The sequence below is a fragment of the Streptomyces sp. NPDC020597 genome, assembly GCF_044335095.1.
Taxonomy (GTDB): Bacteria; Actinomycetota; Actinomycetes; order Streptomycetales; family Streptomycetaceae; genus Streptomyces.
Window position 1 is genome coordinate 197,766 of record NZ_JBIRUL010000009.1, and the last position, 26,470, is coordinate 224,235.

At 70.8% G+C, this 26,470-nt stretch carries 23 protein-coding genes and 1 tRNA gene; 4 read left to right on the forward strand and 20 right to left on the reverse strand.

Going from position 1 to position 26,470, the window contains the following annotated elements:
* Position 1 precedes the first annotated feature (1 nt).
* The 3 genes from ACH4ZA_RS18355 to ACH4ZA_RS18365 are packed head-to-tail and all read right to left on the reverse strand — an operon-like array spanning position 2 to position 3,278.
* Positions 2-898 carry a carbohydrate ABC transporter permease gene (locus tag ACH4ZA_RS18355; RefSeq protein ID WP_398430474.1) on the reverse strand — a complete coding sequence of 299 codons (897 nt, stop codon included), beginning with the start codon at positions 896-898 and terminating at the stop codon, positions 2-4.
* Positions 899-930: 32 nt separating this feature from the next.
* Positions 931-1,941, reverse strand: coding sequence for a sugar ABC transporter permease (locus ACH4ZA_RS18360; protein ID WP_319276541.1), 1,011 nt, complete (start codon positions 1,939-1,941; stop codon positions 931-933).
* 5 nt (positions 1,942-1,946) lie between these two features.
* A complete protein-coding gene (locus tag ACH4ZA_RS18365) occupies positions 1,947-3,278 on the reverse strand; it encodes an extracellular solute-binding protein (RefSeq protein WP_319276486.1) in 1,332 nt (443 codons plus the stop codon).
* A gap of 396 nt (positions 3,279-3,674) precedes the next feature.
* On the opposite strand from ACH4ZA_RS18365, the gene ACH4ZA_RS18370 reads away from it, so the two are divergent.
* On the forward strand, positions 3,675-4,730 hold the full coding sequence (locus ACH4ZA_RS18370; RefSeq protein WP_319276488.1) for a LacI family DNA-binding transcriptional regulator: 1,056 nt from the start codon (positions 3,675-3,677) through the stop codon (positions 4,728-4,730).
* A 148-nt stretch (positions 4,731-4,878) separates the two neighbouring features.
* Here ACH4ZA_RS18370 and ACH4ZA_RS18375 read toward each other — a convergent pair whose 3' ends face one another.
* From ACH4ZA_RS18375 to ACH4ZA_RS18395, 5 genes are all read right to left on the reverse strand, one after another.
* Complete coding sequence (locus tag ACH4ZA_RS18375) at positions 4,879-5,412, reverse strand: GNAT family N-acetyltransferase (RefSeq protein ID WP_398430324.1); 534 nt, start codon at positions 5,410-5,412, stop codon at positions 4,879-4,881.
* A gap of 66 nt (positions 5,413-5,478) precedes the next feature.
* Positions 5,479-5,551 (reverse strand) — tRNA-His (locus ACH4ZA_RS18380).
* Positions 5,552-5,635: 84 nt separating this feature from the next.
* On the reverse strand, positions 5,636-6,238 hold the full coding sequence (gene orn / locus ACH4ZA_RS18385) for an oligoribonuclease (protein ID WP_319276491.1): 603 nt from the start codon (positions 6,236-6,238) through the stop codon (positions 5,636-5,638).
* Between the two features lie 128 nt (positions 6,239-6,366).
* The gene (locus ACH4ZA_RS18390) at positions 6,367-7,593 is read right to left on the reverse strand and encodes a helix-turn-helix domain-containing protein (protein WP_319276493.1); all 1,227 of its coding nucleotides are present in this window, start codon (positions 7,591-7,593) and stop codon (positions 6,367-6,369) included.
* A 377-nt stretch (positions 7,594-7,970) separates the two neighbouring features.
* A complete protein-coding gene (locus ACH4ZA_RS18395) occupies positions 7,971-8,312 on the reverse strand; it encodes a hypothetical protein (RefSeq protein ID WP_319276495.1) in 342 nt (113 codons plus the stop codon).
* Positions 8,313-8,656: 344 nt separating this feature from the next.
* Here ACH4ZA_RS18395 and ACH4ZA_RS18400 point away from each other — a divergent pair, with 344 nt between their 5' ends.
* Positions 8,657-9,184, forward strand: coding sequence for a universal stress protein (locus ACH4ZA_RS18400; RefSeq protein WP_319196115.1), 528 nt, complete (start codon positions 8,657-8,659; stop codon positions 9,182-9,184).
* Between the two features lie 149 nt (positions 9,185-9,333).
* The gene (locus ACH4ZA_RS18405; RefSeq protein WP_319276543.1) at positions 9,334-9,900 is read left to right on the forward strand and encodes a GPR1/FUN34/YaaH family transporter; all 567 of its coding nucleotides are present in this window, start codon (positions 9,334-9,336) and stop codon (positions 9,898-9,900) included.
* A 97-nt stretch (positions 9,901-9,997) separates the two neighbouring features.
* On the opposite strand, the gene glmS is transcribed toward ACH4ZA_RS18405, so the two are convergent.
* Both glmS and ACH4ZA_RS18415 read right to left on the reverse strand, forming a co-directional pair.
* A complete protein-coding gene (gene glmS / locus ACH4ZA_RS18410; protein ID WP_398430327.1) occupies positions 9,998-11,815 on the reverse strand; it encodes a glutamine--fructose-6-phosphate transaminase (isomerizing) in 1,818 nt (605 codons plus the stop codon).
* A 24-nt stretch (positions 11,816-11,839) separates the two neighbouring features.
* A complete protein-coding gene (locus ACH4ZA_RS18415; protein WP_057574519.1) occupies positions 11,840-12,097 on the reverse strand; it encodes a hypothetical protein in 258 nt (85 codons plus the stop codon).
* A gap of 186 nt (positions 12,098-12,283) precedes the next feature.
* Here ACH4ZA_RS18415 and ACH4ZA_RS18420 point away from each other — a divergent pair, with 186 nt between their 5' ends.
* Entirely contained in the window at positions 12,284-13,846 is a 1,563-nt protein-coding gene (locus ACH4ZA_RS18420; protein WP_398430329.1) for a purple acid phosphatase family protein, read from the forward strand.
* A 64-nt stretch (positions 13,847-13,910) separates the two neighbouring features.
* Here the strand turns inward: ACH4ZA_RS18420 and ACH4ZA_RS18425 are convergent, their stop codons facing one another.
* The 10 genes from ACH4ZA_RS18425 to ACH4ZA_RS18470 form a co-directional block, all read right to left on the reverse strand.
* Positions 13,911-14,801, reverse strand: coding sequence for a DUF4429 domain-containing protein (locus ACH4ZA_RS18425; RefSeq protein WP_319276499.1), 891 nt, complete (start codon positions 14,799-14,801; stop codon positions 13,911-13,913).
* Between the two features lie 69 nt (positions 14,802-14,870).
* Positions 14,871-16,640: an IucA/IucC family protein gene (locus tag ACH4ZA_RS18430; RefSeq protein WP_398430331.1), complete on the reverse strand. Its 1,770-nt coding sequence runs from the start codon at positions 16,638-16,640 to the stop codon at positions 14,871-14,873.
* Entirely contained in the window at positions 16,637-17,197 is a 561-nt protein-coding gene (locus ACH4ZA_RS18435; RefSeq protein ID WP_398430333.1) for a GNAT family N-acetyltransferase, read from the reverse strand. The genes ACH4ZA_RS18430 and ACH4ZA_RS18435 overlap by 4 nt, the downstream gene beginning before the upstream one ends.
* The gene (locus ACH4ZA_RS18440) at positions 17,194-18,477 is read right to left on the reverse strand and encodes a lysine N(6)-hydroxylase/L-ornithine N(5)-oxygenase family protein (RefSeq protein ID WP_398430336.1); all 1,284 of its coding nucleotides are present in this window, start codon (positions 18,475-18,477) and stop codon (positions 17,194-17,196) included. The genes ACH4ZA_RS18435 and ACH4ZA_RS18440 overlap by 4 nt, the downstream gene beginning before the upstream one ends.
* Positions 18,461-19,903 (reverse strand): lysine decarboxylase DesA, encoded by a 1,443-nt coding sequence (desA, locus tag ACH4ZA_RS18445; protein WP_319276504.1) that lies wholly within the window; start codon positions 19,901-19,903, stop codon positions 18,461-18,463. The genes ACH4ZA_RS18440 and desA overlap by 17 nt, the downstream gene beginning before the upstream one ends.
* A gap of 200 nt (positions 19,904-20,103) precedes the next feature.
* Positions 20,104-20,925: a siderophore-interacting protein gene (locus ACH4ZA_RS18450; protein WP_398430338.1), complete on the reverse strand. Its 822-nt coding sequence runs from the start codon at positions 20,923-20,925 to the stop codon at positions 20,104-20,106.
* Between the two features lie 68 nt (positions 20,926-20,993).
* Entirely contained in the window at positions 20,994-22,043 is a 1,050-nt protein-coding gene (locus ACH4ZA_RS18455; protein ID WP_319276507.1) for an ABC transporter substrate-binding protein, read from the reverse strand.
* 359 nt (positions 22,044-22,402) lie between these two features.
* The gene (locus tag ACH4ZA_RS18460) at positions 22,403-23,563 is read right to left on the reverse strand and encodes an acyl-CoA dehydrogenase family protein (RefSeq protein ID WP_319276509.1); all 1,161 of its coding nucleotides are present in this window, start codon (positions 23,561-23,563) and stop codon (positions 22,403-22,405) included.
* A 7-nt stretch (positions 23,564-23,570) separates the two neighbouring features.
* Positions 23,571-24,518 carry a hydroxymethylglutaryl-CoA lyase gene (locus ACH4ZA_RS18465; protein ID WP_319276510.1) on the reverse strand — a complete coding sequence of 316 codons (948 nt, stop codon included), beginning with the start codon at positions 24,516-24,518 and terminating at the stop codon, positions 23,571-23,573.
* Positions 24,515-26,470 (reverse strand): acetyl/propionyl/methylcrotonyl-CoA carboxylase subunit alpha, encoded by a 1,956-nt coding sequence (locus ACH4ZA_RS18470; RefSeq protein ID WP_319276511.1) that lies wholly within the window; start codon positions 26,468-26,470, stop codon positions 24,515-24,517. The genes ACH4ZA_RS18465 and ACH4ZA_RS18470 overlap by 4 nt, the downstream gene beginning before the upstream one ends.

Consider the following 26,470-nt stretch of genomic DNA (forward strand, 5'->3'; position numbering starts at 1 on the left):
CTCAGCCCTTCACCGCGCCCTGCATGATGCCGCCGACGATCTGCTTGCCGAAGATCGCGAAGACCAGCAGCAGCGGCAGCGTGCCGAGCAGTGCGCCCGCCATGATCAGGGACTGGTCCGGGGTGTAGCCACGGCCCAGGCCCGCGACCGCGACCTGCACGGTCGGGTTGCCGGTCTGGCTCAGCACCAGGAACGGCCACAGGAAGTCGTTCCAGGTCTGCACGAACATCAGCATGCCGAGCACCGCCATCGCGGGGCGCGCCGCGGGGAACACCACGTGCCACACCACCCGCCAGCTGCTCGCGCCGTCCACCCGGGCCGCCTCGATGATCTCGTCGGGCAGGGCCTGGGTGAGGTACTGCCGCATGAAGAACACCCCGAACGCGCTCACCAGCGACGGCAGGATCACCGCCTGGAGCTGGTCCGTCCACTCCAGCTTGGCGACCATCATGTACAGCGGGATGATGCTCAGCTGCGGCGGCACCATCATGGTGCCGATCACGATCAGCATCAGTGCGCCCCGGCCCCGGAAGCGGAGCTTGGCGAAGGCGAACCCGGCGATCGTCGAGAGGAACACGATCGTGGCCGCCGACGTGCCCGCGACGATGGTCGTGTTGATGAAGGCCTTGCCCAGGTTCGCGTCGTTCCAGGCCACGTCCAGGTTGTGGAAGAGGTTGGAGCCGAACACGAACGGGGGCGGGTTCTGTGCCAGCCGCTGGTTGTCGCGGGAGGCGGCGATCGCCGTCCACACCAGCGGGAACAGCGACACGATGGTGAACACGGCCAGGATGATGTAGGCGATCGGGCCGCCGTGCATGTGCCCGCCGGCCTGCGCGGACTTCGGGCGTCGCGCCTTGCGTGCCGTCGGCACGGCGTCCTCGGGCTCCGCGGTCCTCACGGTCGTTGTCGTCGTCGTCACGGCCGGTACTCCTAACTACTGGCGCGCAGCCGGCGCGAGATGACGTAGTTGACGATGCCGACCACGATCAGGATCAGGAACATCGTCCAGGCGATCGCCGAGGCCCGGCCCAGGTGCTGGTTGACCCAGCCCTGCTCGTACAGGTACAGGCCCAGCGTCTGGAACTGGTGCTCCGCGCCGCCCGAAGCGCCCTTGTTGGCGTCGAACAGCAGCGGCTCGCCGAAGACCTGGCTCGCGCCGATCGTCGACACGACGACCGTGAACAGGATCGTCGGCCGCAGCGACGGCAGCGTCACGTGCAGGAACTGCCTCCAGCGGCTCGCGCCGTCCAGCGCCGCCGACTCGTACAGGTCCTGCGGGATGGCCTGCATCGCGGCCAGGTAGATCAGCGCGTTGTAACCGGTCCACCGCCAGATGACGATCGACGAGACGGCGATCTGCGACGGCCACTTGTCGTTCTGCCAGTCGATCGCGTCGATCCCGACGAAGTGCAGCGCCCAGTTGATCATGCCGTAGTCACGGCCGAAGAGCAGGACGAAGACCAGCGAGGCGGCCGCGATCGACGTCGCGTACGGCGCGAGCATCGCGACCCGGTAGAAGGTCGAGGCGCGCAGCTTGTAGTTGAGGATGTGGGCGAGGCCCATGGCCATCAGCAGCTGCGGGACGGTCGAGATGATCCCGATCGTGAGGGTGTTGCGCGCCGCGTTCCAGAAGAAGTCGTCGTCGAAGATGCGCGTGTAGTTGCGCATCCCCACCCACGTCATGTCGGTGGGCGCGGTCATCTCCACCTGGTGCAGCGACGCCCAGCCCGTGTAGATGAGCGGGAACAGGCCGAACGCGAGGAAGAGCAGGAAGAACGGCGAGACGAAGGCGTACGGGCTCCAGCGGATGTCCCGCTGCCAGCGGCGCGACAGCCGGTTCCGCCGGCGCTGCTCCGCCTCCGTGGGCGCTGCGGGCGGGCGGCCCGGGGCCGCGCCCCCCTCCTTCACGGGGGGCGCGGCGGTGGTGTGGCGGGTGGCCATGCGGGTCACTTGTCCAGGTTGTTGTCGATGGTCTTCGTGGCCGTCGTCCAGGCCTCCGCGGCGGACTTGCCCTTCGTCACGAGGATGACGCCGTTGTCGGTCAGGCCCTGCTGGATGATCTGGTCCTTCGGGCCGATCACCTGCACGGGGCTGGACTTCGCGGCCTCGGCGAAGATGGTGCCGATCGGGGCGTCACCGGTCATCTCGTTCTTGGCGCTGGTGACGGCCGCCTCGGTGTACGTGCCGGGCGCGCTCGGGAAGGAGCCCTGCACGCTGAACAGCTTCGTCTGCTGCGCGGGCGCGGTCAGCCAGGCGGCCAGCGCCGCGGCCTCCTTCACGTGCTTGCCGCTCTTGGGCACGGACAGGAAGGAACCGCCCCAGTTGCCGGACTTGGGCGCGACGGCCACGTCCCACTTGCCGGCGGCGTCCGGCTTCGACTTGCCCTTGATGTAGCCGAGCATCCACGGCGGGCACGCCATCGCGGCGAACTTGGTGTTCGCGATCGTCGTGTCCCAGGCCGGCTGGAACTGGGTCTGCGCTCCGACCAGTCCCTCCTCGGCGGCCTTCGCGGTCAGGTCGAAGGCGGCCTTCACGGCGGGGTTCTTCTTGTAGATGACCTCGCCGGAGGCGTCGTAGAACTTCTCCTTCTCACTGCTGAGGATCGCGTTGATCAGGCCGCCGGGGGAGTCCATGAAGGTGGTGCCCTTGGGGGCCTTCTTCTTGTACTGCTCGCCGACCGAGACGAACTTGTTCCAGTCGCCCGTCCACAGCTTGGCGACGGCCGCACGGTCGGTGGGCAGACCGGCCTGCTGGAAGAGGTCCTTGCGGTAGCAGATCGCCATCGGGCCGACGTCCGTGCCGAGCGCGATGGTCTGGTTGTCCTTGGTGGTGCCCTGGGCCCACTTCCAGTCCAGCCAGTCGCTCTTCTTCACGCCCGCGGTCTTGGAGAGGTCCTCGAGCTTGCTCGCCTGCGTGGCCACGACCTCGGCGATGTTGCCGACTTCGACCGCCTGGATGTCCTGCAGGCCGCTGTTGGTGGTCAGGTGGTTGACGAGAGCGGGGTAGTAGTTCTCGTTCCGCTCGGTGACGTTCTCGGCGATCTTGATGTCGGGGTGGAGCTTCTCGTACTCGGCGTAGAGACCGGCCTCCTTGAAGCCGAAGGTGCCGAACAGACCGAGAGTGATCGTGGTCTTGCCCTTGCCGCCGCCGGACGACGAACCGTCGGAAGCCTTGTCGTCGCCGCCGTCGTCGGCACAGCCGGCCAGCAGGCCGGCGCCCAACGACGCGACGGCCGCGAGGACAACCGCCCGGCGGGCGGTTCGGGTACGTGCTCGCATTACGTCCTCCTGTTGCCCTGACGTGCCGACCCCCCGGCCAACTGCAATGTTGGGCCCGTCAGTTACTCGCTGCGGCTCGGGCGGGGAACGTGCGGGATGTGTATGTGTCAGGTACCGTGGGAGCGCTCCCACCGGTGATGTGTTGAAGAGTCGTCGGTTCCGGCGGGGGTGTCAAGGGTGGTGGCACGGAAGGATGCGTTCAGTTATCGGCCTGTTAGCTAATCAGACGAAGCGGAGTCCATAAAGCACAGTTCGGTACAAATGCTCCGGCCGGCGTGTGAAGTGACGAGGATCGCGGCCGGCGGCGGACGTCGGCGGGGCGGTGGCCCCCGGCGGCCGCGGGGCCCGACGGGCAGGTAGATTCCAGGCGAGCGCGAACGAGGGAAGGCGGAGCCCATGGCAGGCCACGGAGCACGGGGGCGCAGCGGGGGCCGGCCGACCCTTGAAGAGGTGGCCGCGCGCGCCGGTGTCGGCCGGGGCACGGTCTCCCGGGTGATCAACGGGTCGCCGAGGGTCAGCGACGCGACCCGCGCGGCGGTCGAGGCGGCGGTCGCCGAGCTCGGCTATGTCCCGAACACCGCCGCCCGCGCGCTCGCGGCGAACCGCACGGACGCGATCGCCCTCGTCGTGCCCGAACCGGAGACCCGGTTCTTCGCCGAGCCGTACTTCTCGGACATGCTGCGCGGCGTCGGCGCGGAGCTCGCGGAGACCGAGATGCAGCTGCTGCTGATCTTCGCGGGTAGCGATCGCGAACGGCGCAGGCTGGCCCAGTACCTGGCGGCGCACCGGGTGGACGGCGTCCTGCTGGTGTCGGTGCACGCCGACGACCCGCTGCCGGACCTGCTGTCGCAGCTGGAGATCCCGGCCGTGATCAGCGGTCCGCGTTCCGCCGCGGAGACGCTCCCGTCCGTGGACTCCGACAACTACGGCGGCGGTCGCTCGGCGGTCGAGCACCTGCTGTCCCGGGGCCGCACCCGGATCGCCCACATCACCGGCCGCCTGGACGTCTACGGCGCGCAGCGGCGCGTCGACGGCTATCGGGACGCCCTGCGCGACGCGGGGCACCCGGTGGACGAAGGGCTCATCGCCCTGGGTGACTTCACCGAGGAGGGCGGCCACCGCGCGATGCACGAGTTGCTGGCCCGCACCCCCTCGCTCGACGCGGTCTTCGCGGGCTCCGACGTGATGGCGGCGGGGGCCCGCCAGGCCCTGCGCGAGGCGGGCCGCCGTATCCCGCAGGACGTGGCGCTGGTCGGCTACGACGACTCGGCGATAGCCCGTCACATGGACCCGCCGCTGACGAGCGTGCGGCAGCCCATCGAGGAGATGGGCCGCAGAATGCTGGACCTCCTCCTCACCGAGATCGCGGACCGCAGGCCCGCGGTGTCCCGGGGACTGGAGCGCCGGCAGGTGGTGCTGGCGACGGAACTGGTGGGACGGGCGTCGTCCTGACGGGAGGCGACGGGCCAGGACCGGGATTGCGGCGGGTGCCGGACCGGTCTGGGGCGGGTGCCGGTGCCGGACCGGGCGGTGGTGGCGTCGGGCCGGGTGGTGACGGTGGCGGACCGGGCGGTGGTGGCGGGCCGGGTTCCGTCGGGTGTCAGACGCTCCCGGAGCTCCCGGAACTCCATCTGATCTCGCCGTCCTGCTCCTCCCGCGTGGGGGAGAGCCCGGCCGCGGCGGCCACCGCCGCGGAGGCCCGGTGGTCGGGGTGGACATGGGCGACGATCGTCCGCACGCCCTGGTCCCGCAGCCATCCGACGAGCCCGCGGGCCGCCTCGGAGGCCAGGCCGCGGCCCTGCCACGGGACACCCACGACCCAGGCGACCTCGGCCTCGCGCCCGCCGCTCACCGTCGCCTGGACCGTCCCAATGAGGCAGCCGTCCTCCCGTGTCCGCAGCACCCAGTTGCACCAGGAGACGGACGGGTCGGGCGAGCCGGCGACAAGGCGTTCGTAGCGTTCGCGCAGCGCCTCGGGCGTGCTGGGCGCGCCGCCGATGAAGGTGTGCAGGGCGGGATCGGCGAGTACGGCCGCCATCCGCGCCGCGTGGTCGACGCGCAGCGGGAGGAGATCGAGCCGGGCGGTGCCGATCGGCTCGGGGCGGAGCGGCGCGGGACGGACGGCTGAGCGCATGACTGCTCCCGGGAAACACATCAGCCGGTGACCTCCCTCGCGGGAAGTCACCGGCTGATGACTCAGGGTGAGTGACGGGACTCGAACCCGCGGCATCCTGGACCACAACCAGGTGCTCTACCAGCTGAGCTACACCCACCACGCCCGGCAGTTGGACTTTGTGGTCTCCCTACCGGCCGAGAAAAAGTGTACAGGGTCCAAAGGGGTGCTCGCGCACGGCTTTCTACGGGGCGGGCAGGACGTGCTTCGCGGCGATCGACTTCGCGGTGTCGGAGTCGGGTCCCGGCTGCGGCACGAAGACGGCCTCGCGGTAGTACCGCAGTTCCGCGATGGACTCGCGGATGTCGGCGAGGGCGCGGTGGTTGCCGTTCTTCGGGGGGCTGTTGAAGTAGGCCCGCGGGTACCAGCGCCGGGCGAGTTCCTTGATCGACGAGACGTCGACGATCCGGTAGTGCAGGTAGCTCTCGAGAGCGGCCATGTCCCGCGCGAGGAAGCCGCGGTCCGTGCCGACGGAGTTCCCGCACAGGGGGGCCTTGCCCGGCTCCTTGACGTGCTCCCGGACGTACGCGAGGACCTGCGCCTCGGCGTCCGCGAGCGTCGTCCCGCCCGCCAGCTCCTCGAGCAGCCCGGACGCGGTGTGCATCTGACGCACCACCTCCGGCATCGTCTGCAGCGCCTCGGCCGGCGGCCGGACGACGATGTCCACGCCGTCGCCGAGGATGTTCAGCTCGGAGTCGGTGACGAGGGCGGCAACCTCGATGAGAGCGTCGTCCGACAGCGAGAGGCCGGTCATCTCGCAGTCGATCCACACCATGCGATCGTTCATGCGACCCACCCTAAAGCTGACGTCGGCTTTTGAAGCGTCCGCGGTGGGCACGGGGCCCGGCGTCCGTGGACGCGGACGCCGGACGGGCCGAGATGCCCGTCCGGCTTCCACGCACTGCTGTCATCCGGTCACAGACCGCTGCGCTGCCCCGGAAGGCTCGCCCGTGCGGCGAGGTAGGCGTCGCGGGCGTGCTCGGAGGGCAGCGACGCGGACGCGCCCACCGGTCCGGCCGTCGCGGCGGTGCGCCGGACCTGCGGCGGCACCGGTCCCGGTGTCTCCGAGTGCAGCGACGGCGGCGGTGGCGGCGACGGCTCGCTGTCCGGCGGGCGTTCGCCCTGCGGCCTGCGCGCCCGGTACGCCGCCCGGTACGCCGCGGGCGACGAGCCGAGCTGGCGGCGGAAGTGGCCGCGCAGGGCCACCGGCGAGCGGAAGCCGCACCGGCCGGCGACCTCGTCCACGGAGTAGTCCGAGGTCTCCAGCAGTCGCTGCGCCTGCAGCACCCGCTGGGTGATCAGCCACTGCAGCGGAGCGCTGCCGGTCAGCGACCGGAAACGGCGGTCGAAGGTGCGACGGCTCATGTAGGCGCGCGCCGCCAGCGTCTCCACGTCGAACTGCTCGTGGAGGTGCTCCAGCGCCCAGGCGACGACCTCGGCGAGCGGGTCGGCGCCGATCTCCTCTGGTAAAGACCGGTCGAGATAGCGCTCCTGGCCGCCTGAGCGGCGCGGCGGCACGACGAGGCGACGGGCCAGCGCGCCGGCGGCCTCGTTGCCGTGATCCGTCCGCACGATGTGCAGACAGAGGTCGATTCCGGCCGCGGTGCCGGCGCTCGTCAGCACGTCGCCGTCGTCCACGAAGAGTTCTCGTGGATCGACGTGCACCGACGGATAGCGCTTGGCCAGCGTCGGCGCGTACATCCAGTGGGTGGTCGCCGGACGGCCGTCCAGCAGGCCGGCTGCGGCCAGGACGAACGCGCCGGTGCACAGGCCCACGATGCGTGCGCCTTCCTCGTGCGCCCGGCGCAGTGCGTCGAGCGCGTCCTCCGGCGGCGGCGAGGTGATCGAACGCCAGGCCGGCACGACGACCGTGCCCGCCCGTGCGATCGCCTCGAGGCCGTGTGGCGCGGTGAGTTCCAGGCCCCCTGTGGTCCGCAGCGGGCCTTCTTCACCGCCGCACACCAGCAAGCGGTAGCGCGGCACGCCGGCGTCCTGGCGGTCAATCCCGAACACCGACAGCGGAATGGAACTCTCGAAGATGGGGCCGCCGCTGAACAGCAGCACGGCGACGATCTCCTTGCGGCGTCGCCCGGAAAGCTTCCGGGCCGCGGCTTCCGGCGCGGCAGTGGAGTCGTGGCTCATCCTGCTAAGCCCCCCTCGGTGGTCGCGGCTCCTCGGTTGTGTCGCTCCTGCACGTTTCCCCTCGGTCCTGCACGAGTCCCCCGCCGTAGACAGTCAAGATCGAATCTAACGTGTCGCACAATGCCCGCGTGGCCGGTTCACCACCCGGCGGATTGTCGACATGGCAACTTGGCGTGAAGCATTCGATCACGAAGCGTTGCACTCGTGGGCCGTGCAGGGAAGTGCGCCTCGGTGTGGTGGCCAATCCCCGTAGGGTGCGCAGGGTCCCGAAGACCCTTTCCGTGCAGGTGGAACGGGGGGTGGGGGGTGGTTACGGCAAGAGATGCACAGGGACCGGAAGTTGGCTGAAAAGAAGCGGGTCCATGTGTGAAAACCGGTCAACCGACCGGTGAGTTTCCCCCGGAGTGACGACCGCCACGGTGCGACCCCGTTCCGGTCCGCTGACGACGCCCGCGATGGTGCGTCTGCGAGGGCTGCTCCCCGGTCAGCAGCCGGGCCGGATGCCGCTCCGACCGGCGCAGCAGCAGCCGGCAGACGGCCGTGACGGCGGCGAGGCCGAGGGCGGTGCCGGCCGTGCCGGCCAGGGAGGTCCCGTACCAGAGCAGGACCACCGGGACGAGCGCGCAGGTGAAGGCCGCCCAGCGGATCAGGCCGGTGGTCCGGTCGTCGCCGGGCCGGTTCTCGGGCCGGTTCTCGGGGCGGAGGCGGGGCGAGGGCACGGGGCGGGCTCCTTTCCGGACTGCGGGGCGGACGGCGGGTCGGCAGGGGGTCGGGCGGCGGCGGTGCAAGTGGTTCAACGCCTGTTCGAGCGGTCGGTCACTGCCGACGGCGGGTTCCGTGCGAGCGAACCCCGTGCAAACCGCCTGTACGGGGCAGCAACCATTGCGTTACGGGCGTCCGCTCGTGCATGCTCCCTGGAACCCCCACCGAGGGTGTGCGGGATCTGGGCCCAGGAGGCGTGCCGCCGTACCCTTGGGGGTATGGGGTCGGGAAGACCATTCCCGGACAGCTCCGCCGCTCACTGTCGTCGCACCCGTATAAGGATCGATACGCCGAGACAGCCATGGCCGGTCACGAATTCTTCGAACCCGCGGACCGCAAGCGGCCCGTCGCCGATCCCACGGCGGCCGAGCCCCTGGCGGCCGAAGAGGCACGTCATTCCTGCGATCCCGCCTTCAAGCACGGCGTGGTCGTGGGCTTCGACGGCTCCACGTCCAGCGAGCGCGCTCTCGCGTACGCCATCGGCATGGCGCATCGCTCCGGCTCGGGGCTGATCATCGTCCATGTCGCCAACCGGCTGCCCACCACGGTGTGGGCCGGCTGTGAGCCGCCCGTCTTCGTCGACGTGCCGGACCACCGCACCGAGGTGCTCGGTCTGGAGCTGGCGTGCGCGGACTACCTCGCCGAGGTGCCCTGGATCCTGGTCGAGCGCGGCGGCGACATCTGCCACGAACTCGAAGAGGTGGGGCGGGAGTACGAGGCCGACGCGATCGTCGTCGGCTCGACGCACGGCCTCGTCGGCCGGCTCTTCGGCTCTGTCGCCGGGCGGCTCGCCAAGCGGGCGAAGCGGCCCGTCATCGTCATTCCCTGACCCGCCGTCCTCCCAGGTGGGATGCGATCCCGAGGGCGTGCGGCCCCCTGTGCGCGCAGCGTAAAACTACTGACGCGTAGAGGTGTTTGTGCCTTTGTGAAGGGCATATATCGCTCACACAACTGCACATGCCTGAAGGGAGCTTCACCGTGGACAACGACGTCTCTGCGGGAAGCAGCACCACCACGATCGCCGGCCGGCTCGCCCTCGGCGTCACCCTGCTGGCCTTCGGTCTCGGGTACACCGACCTCATCGACGGCGTGACGGCTGCGGACGCCGTATCGATCGCCCACTACATCGGCGGCGTCGCCCTGTTCGTCGCCGGCCTGTTCGCCCTCCGGGACCGTGACACGGCCACCGGCACCGCCTACACCGTCCTCGGCGCCTTCTGGTTCACCTGGGCCGTCTCCGCCGGAGCCCAGGCCTCCGACAACGCGGCGGGGCTATTCCTGCTCCTGTTCGCCCTCGTGGCGCTCTCCCTCACCCTCGCCGGCGGCGACCAACTCGGCCAGGGCGCCTACGGGTTGTTCTGCGCCGGGCTCGTGCTGATGGCCGTCGCCCGGTTCGCCGACAGCGACGGCCTCACCAAGGCGGGCGGCTGGTTCGCCGTCGCGGCGGGCGCGGTCGCCTGGTACGCGGCCACGGCCGCGCTGGCCCACTGGCCGACCGCCTTCTCCCGACGCGCTGCCCGCCCCGGAGTGACGGCCGCGGGCTGATCGGCAGCCGGCGCCGGGGAGTCTGGCGGCCCCGGTGCGAGAAAGGCCCCCCGCGTGCAGGTGGCGCACGCGGGAGGCCGCTCCGTGTCCGGCTCGGCTACTCGACCGTCACCGACTTCGCGAGGTTGCGCGGCTTGTCGATGTCCCGGCCGAGCGCCTTCGCCGTGTAGTAGGCGAGGAGCTGGAGCGGGATGCCCATGAGGATCGGGTCGAGCTCGTCCTCGTTCTTCGGGACGACGATCGTCTGGTCGGCCTTCTCCTGGCACTCGTGGGCCACCGCGAGGATCCGGCCGCTGCGGGCCTTGATCTCCTCGAGGGCCGCGCGGTTCTTCTCCAGCAGGTCGTCGTTCGGGACGATCGCGACCGTCGGCAGGGCGGGCTCGATGAGGGCCAGCGGGCCGTGCTTGAGCTCGGACGCCGGGTAGGCCTCGGCATGGATGTACGAGACCTCCTTGAGCTTCAGGGAGGCCTCACGGGCCACCGGGTAGCCCCGGACGCGGCCGATGAAGAGCATCGAACGGGCCTCGGCGAACTCCTCGGCCAGCTTCTTGATCTCCTCCTCCTGGGAGAGGATCTCCGCGATCTGGCCGGGCAGCTTGCGCAGCCCCTCGATGATCCGCTTGCCGTCGCGCACCGACAGGTCGCGGGTGCGGCCCAGGTGCAGGGCGAGCAGCGCGAAGGCGACCGTGGTGTTGGTGAAGCACTTCGTCGAGACGACGCAGACCTCGGGACCGGCGTGCACGTACACGCCGCCGTCGGCCTCGCGGGCGATCGCCGAGCCGACCACGTTGACCACGCCCAGCACCCGGGCGCCCTTGCGCTTCAGCTCCTGCACGGCCGCCAGCACGTCGTACGTCTCACCGGACTGCGAGACGGCGATGTACAGGGTGTCGGGGTCCACGACCGCGTTGCGGTAGCGGAACTCGGAGGCCGGCTCGGCGTCGGCGGGGATGCGGGCGAGCTCCTCGATCATCTGGGCGCCGATCATGCCCGCGTGGTACGAGGTGCCGCAGCCGAGGATCTTCACGCGGCGGATCTGGCGCGCCTCGCGGGCGTCCAGGTTGAGGCCGCCGAGGTGCACGGTGGAGAAGCGGTCGTCGATGCGGCCGCGCAGCACGCGGTCCACGGCGTCGGCCTGCTCGTGGATCTCCTTGTGCATGTAGGTGTCGTGGCCGCCCATGTCGTAGGAGGCGGCCTCCCACTCCACGGTGGTGGGCTCGGCGGTGGTGCGGGTGCCCTCGGTGGTGTACGTGCGGAAGTCGTCGGCCTTGAGGGTGGCCATCTCGCCGTCGTCGAGGGTGACTATCTGGCGGGTGTGGGCGACCAGCGCGGCGATGTCCGAGGCGACGAACATCTCCTTCTCGCCGATGCCGAGGACGACCGGCGAGCCGTTGCGGGCCACGACGATGCGGTCGTTGAAGTCGGCGTGCATGACGGCGATGCCGTAGGTGCCCTCGACCACGCGCAGCGCCTCGCGGACCTTGTCCTCGAGCTTGTCGGCCTGGGAGCGGGCGATGAGGTGGACGAGCACCTCGGTGTCCGTCTCGGAGAGGAACTCGACGCCGTCGGCCTCGAGCTTCCTGCGCAGGTCGGAGGCGTTGTCGACGATGCCGTTGTGGACGACGGCGACCTTGAGGTCGGCCGACATGTGCGGGTGGGCGTTCACGTCGGAAGGGGCGCCGTGGGTGGCCCAGCGGGTGTGCGCGATGCCGGTCGTGCCCTTGAAGCGCGCCGGGACCTTGGCCTCCAGGTCGCGGACCCGGCCCTTGGCCTTGACCATCTTCAGGCCGGCCGTCTTCGGCGAGGTGACGACGATGCCCGCGGAGTCGTACCCGCGGTACTCCAGGCGCTGCAGTCCCTCCAGCAGCAGGGGCGCGACGTCCCGCTTGCCGATGTATCCGACGATTCCGCACATATGAAGGTATCCCCAAGCTTTCGATCAGCCGTAGACGATGCGCCGCAGCTGCCGGAGCGAGAGCTCCGGCGGTGCGACCGCCCGGTATTTCAGGTCCGCCTCGATCTGTCCGAAGATCTCCGCGTTCACCAGGCCCTGGGCCTGGAGCTCGCGATGGCGGCGACGGACGTAGTTCTCGGTCGTCTCGTCGAAGTAGGCGAGCACATCCTGGATCACCCGCAGCGCCTCGCCCCGCTGGAGGGGCGTGGAACGCGTCAGGTGATCAACAAGTTCGTCGTGCACCCGGTAGATCCTGGGGTACGAGAGCCGGTTTCGCAAGAAACCTGCCCGATTTCGGGCAGGCCCCCGTTAAGGGGCCTTGGTCGAACATTGAATGTGTTATGAGCGCCTGTTCGCGCGCCGTCCATGTGGCGTCCGGCGGCCCGTAGTCCGAAGCGACGACTTTCAGACGTCATGGACACTCCTCGCATGGGCGTACCCGACCGGCTCGCCGACCGTATGAGCATGGCCGAACAGCACGAGTACCTGCGCACCAGGTTCTCCCGGCGCACGATGATCAGAGGCGGCGCGGTCACACTGGGCGCCGTCACCGGTGGCGCGTTCGTGACGGGCGCCACGGCCCAGGCCGCCGTTCCCACCCAGCCGCTCTCGCACACCGAGACCGTCGACGGCGCTCTCGTCGCCCCCTTCGGCCGTCACCTCGCCTACGGCAACGACCCGCGCACCGAGATGACCGTCTCCTGGCAGGTCCCGGTCGCGGTACGGAAGCCGTTCATCCGCATCGGCGCCCACCCCTGGGACCTCTCCCGCAAGATCGAGGCCGAGGTGCGCACCCTCTATACCCCGGCCGGCGTCGGCGCCAGCGGCGACCACACCCAGTACTACGTGCACGCCGAGCTCACCTGCCTCAAGCCGGGCAGGACCTACTACTACGGCGTCGGCCACGCGGGCTTCGACCCGGCCGCGCCGCACCTGCTGGGCACCCTGGGCACCTTCACCACGGCCCCCGCCCACAAGGCGCCCTTCACCTTCACGGCCTTCGGCGACCAGGGCGTCAGCTATCACGCGCTGGCCAACGACAGCCTGATCCTCGGCCAGAACCCGGCCTTCCACCTGCACGCCGGTGACATCGCCTACGGCGACCCCGCCGGGCAGGGCAAGACCTCGGACACCGTCTTCGACTCGCGTACCTGGGACCAGTTCCTCGCCCAGACCGAGTCCGTGTCCAAGTCGGTGCCGTGGATGGTGTCGTACGGCAACCACGACATGGAGGCCTGGTACTCGCCCAACGGCTACGGCGGCGAGGAGGCCCGCTGGAACCTCCCCGACAACGGCCCCGACAAGAAGAACCTCCCGGGCGTCTACTCCTTCGTCTACGGCAACACGGCGGTCGTCTCGCTGGACCCCAACGACGTCTCCTTCGAGATCCCGGCCAACCTCGGCATCTCCGGCGGCACCCAGACCAAGTGGTTCGAGGCGCAGCTGAAGAAGTTCCGCGCCGCGAAGGACATCGACTTCGTCGTGGTCTTCTTCCACCACTGCGCCTACTGCACCTCCACCGCGCACGCCTCGGAGGGGGGCGTGCGCCAGGAGTGGGTGCCGCTGTTCGACAAGTACCAGGTGGACCTGGTCATCAACGGGCACAACCACCAGTACGAGCGCACCGACGTCATCAAGGGCGACGAGGTCACCAAGAAGCTGCCGATCGGGGGCACGGCCTACCCCGAGACCGAGGGCGTCGTCTACGTGACGGCGGGCGCGGCCGGCCGCAGCCTGTACTCCTTCACCGCGCCGGACTCGTACGAGGGCCACGAGAACGAGGTCGACTCGGTGGCCTCGTTCGTCAACCTCAAGGGCGGCAAGCAGAACGAGACCGTCACCTGGTCGCGTGTGCGCTACCTGAACTACTCGTTCCTGCGCGTGGACGTCACCCCCGCGCCCAAGGGCCACTACACGACCCTGAAGGTGCAGGGCATCGCGGAGACCGGCGACCGCATCGACCACTTCACGGTGGCCCGCCGGGCGAAGTAGCGGCGCCGGTGCGCCCGGAAGGCGGGGCGCACACGTCCACGCCGGCAGGCGGTCCCCGTCCGCGTCACATGCGGTGCAAGACCGCCTGCTTGGCGAGGGCGAACTCGTCGTCCGTCAGAACGCCGTCGCGGTGCAGTTCGCCGAGCTCGCGCAGCCGGCGCAGCAGGGCGTCGTGGTCGTGGCCGGACGCGGGGGCGGGCACGGCCCCCGGCGGCAGGCCCGGCGCTGGAGACGCCGGCACCGCGTCCTCGGGGGCGGCCGGGTGGGGCAGCCGGGCCTGCACGGCCGCGGCGAGCAGCGCCATCAGGGGGTCCTTCTTGAATCCCCACAGCTCCACGGCGTTGGGGTCGTACTTGGCCGGGGTCCTCGTCGGCGCGTGCCGCAGCCGGAAACGCAGGCAACCGTTCTCGAGACCGACCGCGGGCTGCCACTCCACGCCCTCGATCTCGGCGACGCCGATACTGCGGGCGCCGGCCGAGGCCTTGGACTCCTCCGTCTTCCAGTTCCACTCCAGGCGCACCCGTTCGCCGTCGAAGCTCGCGGTGCCGTCCCCGGCGGAGACCGACAGGGGCACGGCGGGGCCGGGCAGCAGAAAGGCGTCCACCGGGCCGGCCGGGACCCCGTCGAGCAGCAGTGCGCGGCGCACCTCGTCCACGAGGTACTCGGCGACGCCGTAGCGGTCGGGCTCGACGGTCAGCTGGTAGGGGTCGTGCGGTTCGGTCAGCCGGCCGCCGGTCGCGTGCAGCAGGGGGTCCGCGCCGTCGCGCAGCCGCAGCCTGAGCCGTCCCGCCTTCTTGCCCTGCTCGAACGAGACGCCGGCCAACGCGTCCAGGGGGACGGTCAGTTCGCCCAGAGTCCGGCGGAGCAGGCTGACGTTCTTGTCCCGGCCGGGGGTCAGCCGCAGGGCGTCGCCGTCGAAGACCCATGTTCCGTCGCGCTGGATGATTTCCGCCATGGGGGGATTCTTCCAAACACGGCGACGGGCGCCCCCGGAGACCGTGCCCGGGGGCGCCCGCGCGCCCGATCAGAACCCCGCGACGGGATTCTCCAGGGTGCCGATCAGCTGGAGGGCTCCCGACGGGTCCGCCAGGTCCACCATCTGCCTGTTGTCGCGCAGCTGGAGCCGGTTGAGGCAGGACAGCGCGAACTCGGGGGCGAACACGTCGTACTGGCGGAACCTGTCGGCCAGTTCGGGATGCGCCTCCTGGTAGGCGCGGGTGACCTCGGCGACCGTGCGCCAGAAGTCGTCCTCCTCCAGGATCCCCTCGTCGGCGAGGCCGGCGGCGAGGAAGCGGAAGAAGCAGTCGAAGACGTCCGTGAAGACGGACAGCAGCTTCGTGTCGTCGGGCACCTCGACGCGGATGCGCCGGACCTCGGGCGGCAGCACCGCGTCCGGGTCCAGGACGGCGATCTCCTCGGCGATGTCCTTGTAGACCGCCCGCTGCACGACGCCGTCCCTGAGCACCAGGATCGTGTTCTCGCCGTGCGGCATGAAGACCAGGTCGTAGGCGTAGAAACAGTGCAGCAACGGCGTGTAGTACGCATCCAGGTAGGCGCGCAGCCACTCGGTGGGGCGCAGCCCGGACTGCTCGATCAGCGCGCCCGCCGCCGACCTGCCCTCGTGGTCGACGTGCAGCAGCGCGGCCATGGTCGCGAGCGACTCGCCGTCCCGGAGGGAGGGGACGGGGCTCTCGCGCCACAGCGCGGCCAGCATCTTGCGGTACGGCGAGTAGCGGTCCGTGGCGGCCTCGTACTCCAGGTGCCGGTAGCCGACGGCCGCCCGCTCCCGGATGATCGACAGGCCGCTCGACCTCAGCACGGGGTCGTTGTCGATGAGCTGGGCCAGCCAGTCGTTGATGGCCGGGGTCGCCTCCATGTAGGCGGCCGACAGCCCCCGCATGAAACCCATGTTGAGCACGGACAGGGCCGTCTTGACGTAGTGCTTCCCGGGGTGGGACCGGTTGAAGAACGTCCGGATGGACTGCTGCGCCAGGTACTCGTCGTCGCCCTCGCCGAGACACACCAGGTTTCCGCGGGCGATCTCGGCCGCGAAGGTGACGGAGAGCTTGTTCCACCACTGCCAGGGGTGGACGGGGATGAGCAGGTAGTCGGAGGGGTCCAGGTTCCGCCGGCGCAGGATCGCGTCGAACCGGTCGACCGTGTCCTCGCCCAGTTCCGCGCGCACGAACGACTCGTACGTGATCCCCACGCCCGCGGTGAACGCGGCCCGTGAGCGGTGGGCCGCCAGCCACACCAGCCGGACCGGGCTCGCCGTCTCCGGGGCGTACGACAGGTACTCGTGGACGCCGAAGCCGAGCCGCCCGTTGTTGGCGACGAAGCACGGGTGGCCCTCGGTCATCCCGGTCTCGACGGCCTGGAAGCCGCTCCTGACCAGTTCCGCCGACGTGAGCGGCGGCTTGGTCAGCTTGAAGCAGGTGCTGGAGAGGGTCGAGGAGATCTCCTCCAGGTAGACCGGCAGGATCGCGTCGCTCAGGCCCAGCGTCTTGCGCAGCTCGACGCAGAAGTCCAGCGCCTCCAGGGGGAGTTCGACGCCGTCGCGGGTGCGGGTGATCGAGCCGGCGTCCACCTGCCAGTGGTCCAGGGCGCGGCGGACGGCGGTGAAGCGGTACGCCGTCTGCCCGTCGTCGCTGCGGACGACGTACCGGCCGTCCTGCTCCTCGGGGGTGATCAGGCGTTCGTGCGCGAACTCCGCGAGGGCCTTGCGGACGAGCAGGCGGTTGGCCTGCGCCCAGCGCTCGGGGGAGAGATGGGTCACGGCGTCGGCGAGGCTCATGCCGTCACCCCCGTGGCCGAGGCGAACTGTTCGCGGGTGCAGAAGCTCAGCAGCGCCCGCTTCTCCGGCTTCTGGATCTCCCGCTCGGGCACGAATCCGACGGCTTCGTTCAGCGTGTGCACGGCCCTGTTGGACACGTCCGGCTCGACGACGACGCGGTCGACGGCCGGGTCCTCGAAGAGACGGGCCACGACGGCGGTGATCACGGCGCGCGTGAACCCGTGCACGGGCCGGTCGGTGGGGGCGACCAGGAAGTGCATGCCGACGTCCCCGGGCCGCGGCTCGTACAGGCCGACCAGCTCGCGGTGGCGGGGGTCGTAGTACTCCACGAGGAATGCGGGCTCGCCGTCGTGCAGGCCGAGCAGGGCGTGGTGGTGCTCGTCGGCCGCGATCTCCATGTAGGCCCGCTCGACGTCGACGAGCCGCGCCTCCTGCATCATCCAGTAGGCGGCCTTCGGGTGCGTCACCCAGCGGTGCAGCAGCTCGGCGTCCCGCAGGGGGTCGAGGGGGCGGAAGGACAGCCGGCCGACGGGGGCCGTGGCGGTGACGGTGTTCATACGCCGAACTCCTGGAACGCGATGGTCTTCTCGACGGGGTAGTGCTCGCTGCCGAGCAGCTCGCGGATGATGCAGCTGTTGCGGTAGGCGCCCATGCCGAGGTCGGGCGAGGTGACGCTGTGCGCGTGGACGCCCGCGTTCTGCAGGAACACATCCCGGCCGGTGACGTCGACGGCGTAGTTGCGGCCGACGTCGAAGTTGCCACGGGAGTCGTAGCGCAGCCGGTCCCGGACCGGCGCGAGGAACTCCGGTTCGGCGTACCGGTAGCCGGTTGCGAGGACGAGCCCCTGTGAGGTCAGCTCGAAGTCCTTGCCCTGCTCCTCGTGGCGGAAGGAGAGCGTGTACGCGCCGTCGGCGTAGGCCGCGCCGGTGAGGGAGGAGTTGGTGAGCAGCCGGGTGGGCGCCGGGCCGCCGAGGTTCTTGCGGTAGAGCAGGTCGAAGATCTCGTCGACGAGATCGCCGTCGATGCCCTTGTACAGGCCTTTCTGCTCGGCCGTGAGCCGGTAGCGGGTGTCCTCCGGCAGCTCGCGGAAGTAGTCGACGTACTCCGGCGAGGTCATCTCCAGCGTGAGCTTGGTGTACTCGAGCGGGAAGAAGCGCGGGGAGCGGGTGACCCAGTTCAGCCGGTAGCCGTGGACGTCGATCTCGCTGAGCAGGTCGTAGTAGATCTCGGCGGCGGACTGTCCGGAGCCGACCAGCGTGATCGACTCCTTCTTCTGCAGCTCCGCCTTGTGCTGGAGGTAGCGCGAGTTGTGCGTGAAGTCGCCGCCCAGTCCCGCGCAGGCCTCGGGGACGTACGGGGGCGTGCCGGTGCCGAGGACGAGGCGCGGGGCGCGGAACTCCTCGCCGGCGGTCGTCCGCACGACGTACAGCTCGTCCTCGTAGGTCACCTCCGCGACGGTGGTGGAGAACCGCACGCTGCTCAGCTGGTCGGCGGCCCAGCGGCAGTAGTCGTCGTACTCGACGCGCAGCGGGTAGAAGTTCTCGCGGATGTAGAAGGAGTAGAGCCGGCCCTTCGCCTTCAGGTAGTTCAGGAAGGAGTACGGGGAGGTCGGGTCGGCCAGGGTGACCAGGTCCGACATGAACGGCGTCTGCAGATGGGCGCCGTCCAGGAACATCCCGGAGTGCCACTCGAAGTGCGGCTTGGACTCCAGGAAGACGCCGTCGAGCGCGTCTATCGGCTCGGTCAGGCAGGCGAGGCCGAGGTTGAACGGGCCGAGCCCGATGCCCACGAAGTCATGGATGCGGGTCGCGGGGGCGGGCTCAGGAAGCGCGGTCAAGGGAGTCTCCCAGGTACTGCTCGGCGTGTCCGGCGATCAGGTCGAGGACGGCCGTGATGTCGTCGGTCGTCGTCTCGGGGTTGAGCAGGGTGAACTTCAGGTAGTGGCGGGCGCCGACCTTGGTGCCCGCGACCACGGCGTCGCCGGAGGCGAACAGGGCCTTGCGGGCGTAGAGGTTGGCCCGGTCGATCTCGGCCGGGTCGGTGACGGCTGCGGGGATGTAGCGGAAGACGAGGGTGGACAGCGACGGCTGGACCACGACGTCGTAGCGCGGGTCGGCGGCCAGCAGGTCGAAGCCTTCGGCGGCCAGGTCGCAGACCTCGTCGAAGAGCTGCCCGATGCCGTCGGCGCCCATGGTCCGCAGGGTCATCCACAGCTTGAGCGCGTCGAAGCGCCGGGTGGTCTGCAGCGACTTGTCCACCTGGTTGGGGATGCGTTCGTCCACCATGCGGCGCGGGTTGAGGTATTCGGCGTGGTAGGTGGCGTGCCGCAGCGTGGCCCCGTCCCGCACCAGCAGCGCGGACGAACTCACGGGCTGGAAGAAGGACTTGTGGTAGTCGACGGTGACGGAGTCGGCGCGTTCGATGCCGTCGATCCGGTCCCGGTGCTTCACGGAGGCGAGGAGCCCGCAGCCGTAGGCGGCGTCGACGTGCATCCAGGCCCCGTACTGCTGGCACAGCTCGGCGATCTCGGGCAGCGGGTCGATCGAGCCGAAGTCGGTGGTGCCGGCGGTGGCGACGACGGCCATCGGGACGAGTCCGTCCCGCTCGCAGCGCACCAGCTCGCGGGCGAGCGCGACGGTCTGCATGCGCTTGTCGTGGTCGACGGGGATGCGGATCACGGCGTCCGCCGCGAGGCCCAGCAGCTTCGCGGACTTCTGCACGCTGAAGTGGCTGACGTCGGAGGCGAGGACGCGCAGTCGCGCCGGGAAGTCGGACTTCGCCTCCTCGCGGGCGAGCAGCAGGGCCTGGAGGTTGGACTGGCTGCCGCCGGAGGTGAACACGCCGTCGGCGGCGGGCCCGAGGCCGATGCGGCCGGTCGTCCAGTCGATCAGTTTGCGCTCGATGAGGGTGCCGCCCGCCGACTGGTCCCAGGTGTCCAGGGAGGAATTGACGGCGGACAGGACCGCTTCGCCCAGGACGGCGGGGATCACGACCGGGCAGTTGAGGTGGGCGAGATAGCGGGGGTGGTGGAAGTAGACCGCGTCGCGCAGGTAGACCTCCTCCAGCTCGTCCAGCACGGCGGCGGTGTCGCCCAGCGGCCGGTCGAGGTCGATCCCGTCGATGCGGGGGGCGAGGGCGTCGACCGTGATGCCGGTGAACGGCCGCCGGGTGGCGGCCAGTTTGGCGGCGACCCGCTCCACTCCCTCGGTCACGGAGCGGCGGTACTGCTCAGCGGTCGTGTCATTGAGCAGGTGCGAGCGCATGGTGGGGGTCCTCCGGGGGTGGGGACGGGGTCCGCGGCTGGACGGTGCAGGGGCGGAACCGGGGATTCAACTTAGGTTAGCCTAACCTAAGTTTAGGGATCGGGGCCATGCCTCGTCCGTGACCGTGATCACGTCCCGGGCCCGGCGCGACCGCCCGCGCGGTCACGGTGGGCCCGAGGGGTACGGTGCGGGCCCGGCGTCTACTCGGCCTCGCGGAGCTGTTCCTCGCTCATGCCCCGGCGCCAGTACCCGACGAAGGTGACCCGGCGCCGGTCGACGCCGCGCTCCTGGACGAAGTGCCGGCGCAGCGCCTTCACGCTTCCCGACTCGCCGGCGATCCAGACGTAAGGCCGTGCGGCGGCCGGAAGCCGGGCGGCGCGCACGGCGTCCACGGAGTCCTTCCCGACCGACCAGGTGACCTCGGCGTCCGCCGCCGTCGCCAACTCCCTCACGTTCCCCGCGTCGTGCGTCTCCAGCCACACCCGGGCGCGTCGGCCGGCCGGCAGGGACTCCAGGATCGAGGCGACGGCCGGAAGGGCGCTCTCGTCACCCCACAGCAGCACCAGGTCGGTGTCGTGCGGCGGCCGGAACCGGATCGCCCGGTTGTCGGCCACGGCCGGGCCCAGCAGGACGACCCGGTCACCGGCGGCGGCGCACGCCGCCCAGGCGGAGGCGGGACCGGCCGGGGTGTGCAGCACGAAGTCGACGTCGATCTCCCGGGTGCGCCCGAGCGCGTCGCGGCGCAGGGCGCGCAGGGTGTACGACCGCATCACCGCCCGCACCCCGTCCGGCAGTTCACGCCACGCCTGCCACCATCCGTCCCCCAGCTCGAAGGGCACGGCGGGCGCGTCCTGTCCGGGATGCGGCAGGAACAGCGACAGCGACTGGTCCCGCCCGTCGGAGAGGAAGTGCCGCAGATCCTCCCCGGCGAAGGTGACCCGCACGAGCGAGGGACCGAGCCGCCGTGCGCGCGCGACCTGGAGGGAGAAGAACCGGAAGGGCGCGGCGACGGCGGTGGTCACGGGGGTGCTCCTGTCAGCGGGGGAGGGAGAGGGGCGGCTCGCCTGCTTCCATCCGAGCCGCCCGGGGGTCAGGAAACCTTCTTCGCCTTCTCCAGCGCGGCGGCGAGGTTCTCCAGCAGCGGCACGCACTTGCCGTACGACAGGATCGGCTCGGGGGAGCGCGCGATGACCTGACCGGCCTTCACCGCGGGCAGCTTCTTCCAGGTCGCCTCGGTGACGTCGGCGGGCTGGATGGTCGAGGAGCGGTCGTCCATCATGATGATGTCGGCCGGGTACTTGTCGACGTTCTCCCAGCTCAGCGACTCGTACCAGCCGCCGCCCTGGGCCTTGGCGCTCTCCGGCGGCTCGACGAAGTTCACGCCGAGGGACTTGAAGTACTCCAGATCGATCGAGAGGTTCGTGCCGGAGACGTAGAACAGCTCGGCGCTCGCGGAGCCGGCCATCACCTTGATCTCGGGCTTGGCCTTGGCGGCGGCGCGCAGCCGGGCGGCGGCGGCCTCGAACTTCTTCTTCGCGTCGGTGACGGCGGCGGCCTTCATGTCGGCGCCGAGCGACTCGGCCAGCTCCCACATGCGCTGCAGCGGAGCGGTCAACTGCCGGTCGTAGACCGAGATGCCGACGCTCGGGGCGAGCCCCGCGATCTTGTCCTTGGAGGCCTCGGGGACGTACCAGAGGGTTCCGGCGTCGTCGAACATCGTGGAGACGAGCACGTCGGGCGCGAGGGCCGCGTACTTCTCGACGTTGAACTCGTCCCAGACGTTGCCGAGTACCGTCACCTTGCTGACGTCCATGTCGCCGGCCTGGACGTCGGCCTTGCCCGCGGCGGTCTTCGTCGGGCCGAAGACGCCCTTGACCTGGATCCCGTAGTCGAAGAGGGCGGCGGCGACGCCGGTGAAGGCGACGATGTTCGCGGGGATCGCGTCCAGCTTCACCGTGGTGCCGCGGTCGTCCTTGAAGCTCCAGGGGCCGGACTTGGCAGAGGCGCTCGCCGGCGAACCGGAGCCCGTGCTCTTCGCGTCGTCGTCCCCGCAGGCTGCGAGCGCGGCGCCGAGGCCGAGGGCGCCACCGGCGGCGAGGATGCCGCGGCGGGAGAGGCGGGCGGCTCTGGCGTTGGACATGTCTCTGGCTACTTTCGGACGGGGTGGATCACCCGAGGACGATTCGAATGTAGGTTAGCCTAACCTCATCTGATGTCCAGGGGGCAGCCCCGAGGTGCGGGACGCCCGAAGCGGTGGCGACCCGTCACCTGTGCACAGCCTGTGGATCGAAGGCGGAGAGTGCGCCGGTGGGGCGGACCGGGTGCTCCAGGCCCCTTCTCCCGGCGAAGCGAAGAACGCCGCGGCGGCCTCGTGGTATGTCCACGAGGCCGCCGCGGCAGGGGAGTTGTCCGACGTGGGAGCGCGCGGGGCGCGGAGTGCGGGGCCGCTTCTGGCCAACTCCGAACGCGTCGCGGCACCCGGGGGCGGCCCCCGCCGGATCAGCCCGTCAGGCCCAACTCGCGGGCGATCAGCATCCGCTGGACCTCGCTCGTGCCCTCGCCGATCTCCAGGATCTTGGAGTCGCGCCACATCCGGGCCACCGGGTACTCGTTCATGAAGCCGTACCCGCCGTGCACCTGGGTGGCGTCGCGGGCGTTGTCGACGGCGATCGTCGACGAGTACAGCTTCGCCAGCGCGGCCTCCTTCTTGAAGGGCTCGCCGGCCACCAGCCGTGAGGCCGCGTCCCGCCAGGCGAGGCGGGCCGTGTGGGCCTTCATCTCCATGTCGGCGATCTTGAACTGGACGGCCTGGTTGGCGCCGATCGGACGGCCGAACGCATGCCGTTGCTTCGCGTACTTCACCGACTCGTCCACACAGCCCTGCGCGAGCCCGGTGGCCAGCGCCGCGATGGCGATGCGCCCCTCGTCGAGGATCCGCAGGAACTGCGCGTACCCGCGCCCCTCCTCGCCCAGCAGGTTCGCCGCCGGCACGCGCACGTCGGAGAAGGACAGCTCACGGGTGTCGGAGGCGTTCCAGCCGACCTTCGAGTAGGGCGCCGCGACCGTGAAGCCCGGGGTGCCGGACGGCACGATGATCGCCGAGATCAGCGGCTTGCCGTCGGGCTTGCGCCCCGTCACCGCCGTGACGGTGACCAGCCCGGTGACGTCCGTGCCCGAGTTGGTGATGAAGCACTTGGAACCGTTGATGACCCACTCGTCCGTGTCGGGGTCGAGGCGGGCCGTCGTGCGCGTCGCGCCCGCGTCCGAGCCGCCGTCCGGCTCGGTCAGCCCGAACGCGCCCAGGATCTCGCCGGAGCACAGGCGCGGCAGCCACTCCCGCTTCTGCTCCGGCGTCCCGAAGAGATGGATCGGCATGGCGCCCAGCGAGACGCCCGCCTCCAGGGTGATCGCGACCGACGAGTCGACCCGCGCCAGTTCCTCCAGCACGAGGCCGAGGGCCAGGTAGTCGCCGCCCATGCCGCCGTGCTCCTCCGGGAACGGCAGCCCGAACAGGCCCATACGGCCCATCTCGCGGACGATCTCGTACGGGAACTCGTGCCGCTCGTAGAAGTCGCCGATCTTGGGCGCGACGACGTCGTGCGCGAACTCCTCTACGGTGCGGCGGAGCTCTTCGAGTTCGGGGGAGAGACGGTGGTCCATGACGGGGTCACTGCTCCTTGTGGGGCTGTGTCGTGTGCCCGAGGGCTCGTACGGTGCGGGACGGGCTGGGTCGGCCCAGGTGGCCGGCCATCCACTCGCTCGTGGCGACGAGACGGCCGAGGTCGACCCCGGTGTCGATGCCGAGGCCCTGCAGCATCCACACGAGGTCTTCGGTGGCGAGGTTGCCGGTGGCGGACTTGGCGTACGGACAGCCGCCGAGACCGCCCGCCGACGCGTCGACGGTGGTGACGCCGTGCCGGAGCGCGGCGAGGGTGTTGGCGAGCGCCTGACCGTAGGTGTCGTGGAAGTGCACGCCCAACGCGCCCGTGGGAACGCCCTGTTCGTTCAGCGCGGTCAGCAGCGCCCCGACGTGGCCCGGGGTGGCGACCCCGATGGTGTCGCCCAGGCTCAGCTCGTCGCAGCCCTGGTCGAGCAGGGCACGGCAGACCCGCACGACCTGGTCGACCGGCACCGCGCCCTCCCACGGGTCGCCGAAGCACATGGAGAGATAGCCGCGCACGTGCACGCCCTCGGCCCTGGCGCGGGCCACCACCGGTTCGAACATGGCCAGTGCCTCGTCCACCGTGCGGTTGAGGTTGGCCTTGGCGAAGGACTCGGTGGCGCTGGCGAAGACGGCGACCCGGCGGGCGCCCAGGGCGAGCGCGCGGTCGAGTCCGCGCTCGTTCGGCACGAGCACCGGCAGGGCCGCGTCGACATCGCTCAGCAGCGGGAACAGCTGCTCGGCGTCCGCGAGTTGGGGCACCCACTTCGGGTGGACGAAGCTGGTGGCCTCGATGGTGGTGAGGCCCGCGCCGGCGAGCCGGTGCACGAACTCGGCCTTGACGGCCGTCGGCACGGTCGTCTTCTCGTTCTGCAGACCGTCGCGTGCGCCGACCTCGTGGACGCGCACCCGGGCCGGCAGGTCCGGGTCCGGCACGACCATGGGGAGTGTCATCGGTCCTCCTTCACCGGGGCGGCGGCCGCGCCGGCCGTCGGGGCGATGACGGCGAGCACCTGGTCCATGGCGACCGTCGAGCCCGGCGACACGTCGAGCTCGGCGACCGTGCCGGCGTGCGGGGCGGAGATGACGTGCTCCATCTTCATCGCCTCCACCACCAGCAGGCTCTGGCCGGCGGCCACCTCGTCGCCGACGGCCACCTTGACGACCGTCACCGTGCCCGGCATGGGAGCGGTGAGCGAGTCCGCGCCCGCGCGGGCGGCGCCGGTGAGCGAGGCGGCGACCGGGTCGTGGTCGCGCACATGCCAGGCGTCGCCGTCGCGGCCGATCCAGTCGGCGGCGCGGTGGAAGGTGTGCCGGACGCCGTCCAGCGTCACCGACACCCTCTCGCCGGTGACGGAATGCGTGCCGCGCGGGGTGTGCGCCACCGGGTCGGTGACGCGCAGGTGGAAGGCGGGGGGCCGGGCGGCGCCGCCCAGCCGCCAGCCGTCGGGCACCGAGAACGGGTCGACCCAGCCGTCCCCGGCCGGGGGGCGCAGGGCGTCGAGCCGTACGGCCGCCGCGGCCTCGTACACCGCTTCGGGCACGTCGGTGCGGACGAGCGACTCCGCCTCCCGCTCCACCAGCCCGGTGTCCAGATCGCCCGCCACCACCGCCGGATGCGCCAGCAGCCGCCGCAGGAACCCGGCGTTCGTCTGCACGCCCAGCGTGACCGTCTCCGCGAGGGCCGCACGCAGCTTGCGCAGCGCGGTCTCCCGGTCCGGGCCGTAGGCGATCACCTTGGACAGCATCGGGTCGTAGAGGCTGCCGACCTCGGCGCCCTCGCTGAGCCCGGAGTCGGTGCGCACGCCGTCGCCCTGCGGCTCGCGCAGCCTGAGCACCGTGCCGCCGGACGGCAGGAACCCGCGCGCGGGGTCCTCGGCGCAGATCCGCGCCTCCACCGCGTGCCCGGTCAGCCGGACGTCCTGCTGGCCGAAGGAGAGCGGCTCGCCCGCCGCCGCCCGCAGCTGCCACTCCACCAGGTCGAGGCCGGTGACCAGCTCGGTGACCGGGTGCTCCACCTGGAGGCGGGTGTTCATCTCCATGAAGTAGTACGCCGACGGGTCGTCGCCCGGCACGATGAACTCCACCGTGCCCGCGCCCCGGTAGCCGCACGAGCGCGCCGCCTGCACGGCCGCCTCGCCCATCGACGCGCGCGTGGCCTCGTCGAGCAGGACGCTCGGCGCCTCCTCGACGATCTTCTGGTGCCGGCGCTGGAGTGAGCACTCGCGCTCGCCGAGGTGGACCACGTTCCCGTGGCCGTCGGCGAGGACCTGGATCTCGATGTGCCGGGGGCGGTCGATCCACCGCTCGACGAGGAGCGTGTCGTCGCCGAAGGAGGCGCGGGCCTCGCGGCGGGCGGCCGCGATCTCCTCGGCCAGCGCCGCGGTGTCCCGCACCAGCCGCATGCCCTTGCCGCCGCCGCCCGCGCTGGGCTTCAGCAGCACGGGCACGCCGATCTCGTGGGCGGCGGCGACGAGCTGGTCGTCCGTCAGGCCGCTGCCGCTGGATCCCGGCACCACCGGGACCCCGGCCTCGCGCACGGTGGCCTTGGCCCGGATCTTGTCGCCCATCAGGGCGATGGCTTCCGCGGGCGGCCCGATGAAGACCAGCCCGGCGTCTTCGCAGGCGCGCGCGAAGCCGGCGTTCTCGGCCAGGAAGCCGTAGCCCGGGTGGACGGCCTGGGCGCCGGTCCGCGCGGCCGCCTCCAGCAGCCGCTCGACCGAGAGATAGCTGTCGGCGGCGGGCGGCGGGCCGATCCGTACGGCCGTGTCCGCCTCCCGGACGTGCCGGGCGTCCGCGTCGGCGTCGGAGAAGACCGCCACCGAGCGCACGCCCATGGCGCGCAGCGTGCGGATGACGCGGACGGCGATCTCGCCCCGGTTGGCCACGAGCACTGTGTCAAACAT

Bases quoted from the DNA above. Each gene is read 5' to 3' on its own strand.
- ACH4ZA_RS18360 (WP_319276541.1), bottom strand. From the start codon at position 1,941: ATGGCCACCCGCCACACCACCGCCGCGCCCCCCGTGAAGGAGGGGGGC.
- ACH4ZA_RS18435 (WP_398430333.1), bottom strand. From the start codon at position 17,197: ATGAACACCGTCACCGCCACGGCCCCCGTCGGCCGGCTGTCCTTCCGC.
- ACH4ZA_RS18460 (WP_319276509.1), bottom strand. From the start codon at position 23,563: ATGGACCACCGTCTCTCCCCCGAACTCGAAGAGCTCCGCCGCACCGTA.
- ACH4ZA_RS18430 (WP_398430331.1), bottom strand. From the start codon at position 16,640: ATGAGCCTCGCCGACGCCGTGACCCATCTCTCCCCCGAGCGCTGGGCG.
- ACH4ZA_RS18455 (WP_319276507.1), bottom strand. From the start codon at position 22,043: ATGTCCAACGCCAGAGCCGCCCGCCTCTCCCGCCGCGGCATCCTCGCC.
- ACH4ZA_RS18425 (WP_319276499.1), bottom strand. From the start codon at position 14,801: ATGGCGGAAATCATCCAGCGCGACGGAACATGGGTCTTCGACGGCGAC.
- ACH4ZA_RS18390 (WP_319276493.1), bottom strand. From the start codon at position 7,593: ATGAGCCACGACTCCACTGCCGCGCCGGAAGCCGCGGCCCGGAAGCTT.
- ACH4ZA_RS18465 (WP_319276510.1), bottom strand. From the start codon at position 24,518: ATGACACTCCCCATGGTCGTGCCGGACCCGGACCTGCCGGCCCGGGTG.
- ACH4ZA_RS18400 (WP_319196115.1), top strand. From the start codon at position 8,657: ATGGCCGGTCACGAATTCTTCGAACCCGCGGACCGCAAGCGGCCCGTC.
- glmS (WP_398430327.1), bottom strand. From the start codon at position 11,815: ATGTGCGGAATCGTCGGATACATCGGCAAGCGGGACGTCGCGCCCCTG.
- ACH4ZA_RS18365 (WP_319276486.1), bottom strand. From the start codon at position 3,278: ATGCGAGCACGTACCCGAACCGCCCGCCGGGCGGTTGTCCTCGCGGCC.
- orn (WP_319276491.1), bottom strand. From the start codon at position 6,238: ATGAACGATCGCATGGTGTGGATCGACTGCGAGATGACCGGCCTCTCG.
- ACH4ZA_RS18420 (WP_398430329.1), top strand. From the start codon at position 12,284: ATGGGCGTACCCGACCGGCTCGCCGACCGTATGAGCATGGCCGAACAG.
- desA (WP_319276504.1), bottom strand. From the start codon at position 19,903: ATGCGCTCGCACCTGCTCAATGACACGACCGCTGAGCAGTACCGCCGC.
- ACH4ZA_RS18470 (WP_319276511.1), bottom strand. From the start codon at position 26,470: ATGTTTGACACAGTGCTCGTGGCCAACCGGGGCGAGATCGCCGTCCGC.
- ACH4ZA_RS18375 (WP_398430324.1), bottom strand. From the start codon at position 5,412: ATGCGCTCAGCCGTCCGTCCCGCGCCGCTCCGCCCCGAGCCGATCGGC.
- ACH4ZA_RS18370 (WP_319276488.1), top strand. From the start codon at position 3,675: ATGGCAGGCCACGGAGCACGGGGGCGCAGCGGGGGCCGGCCGACCCTT.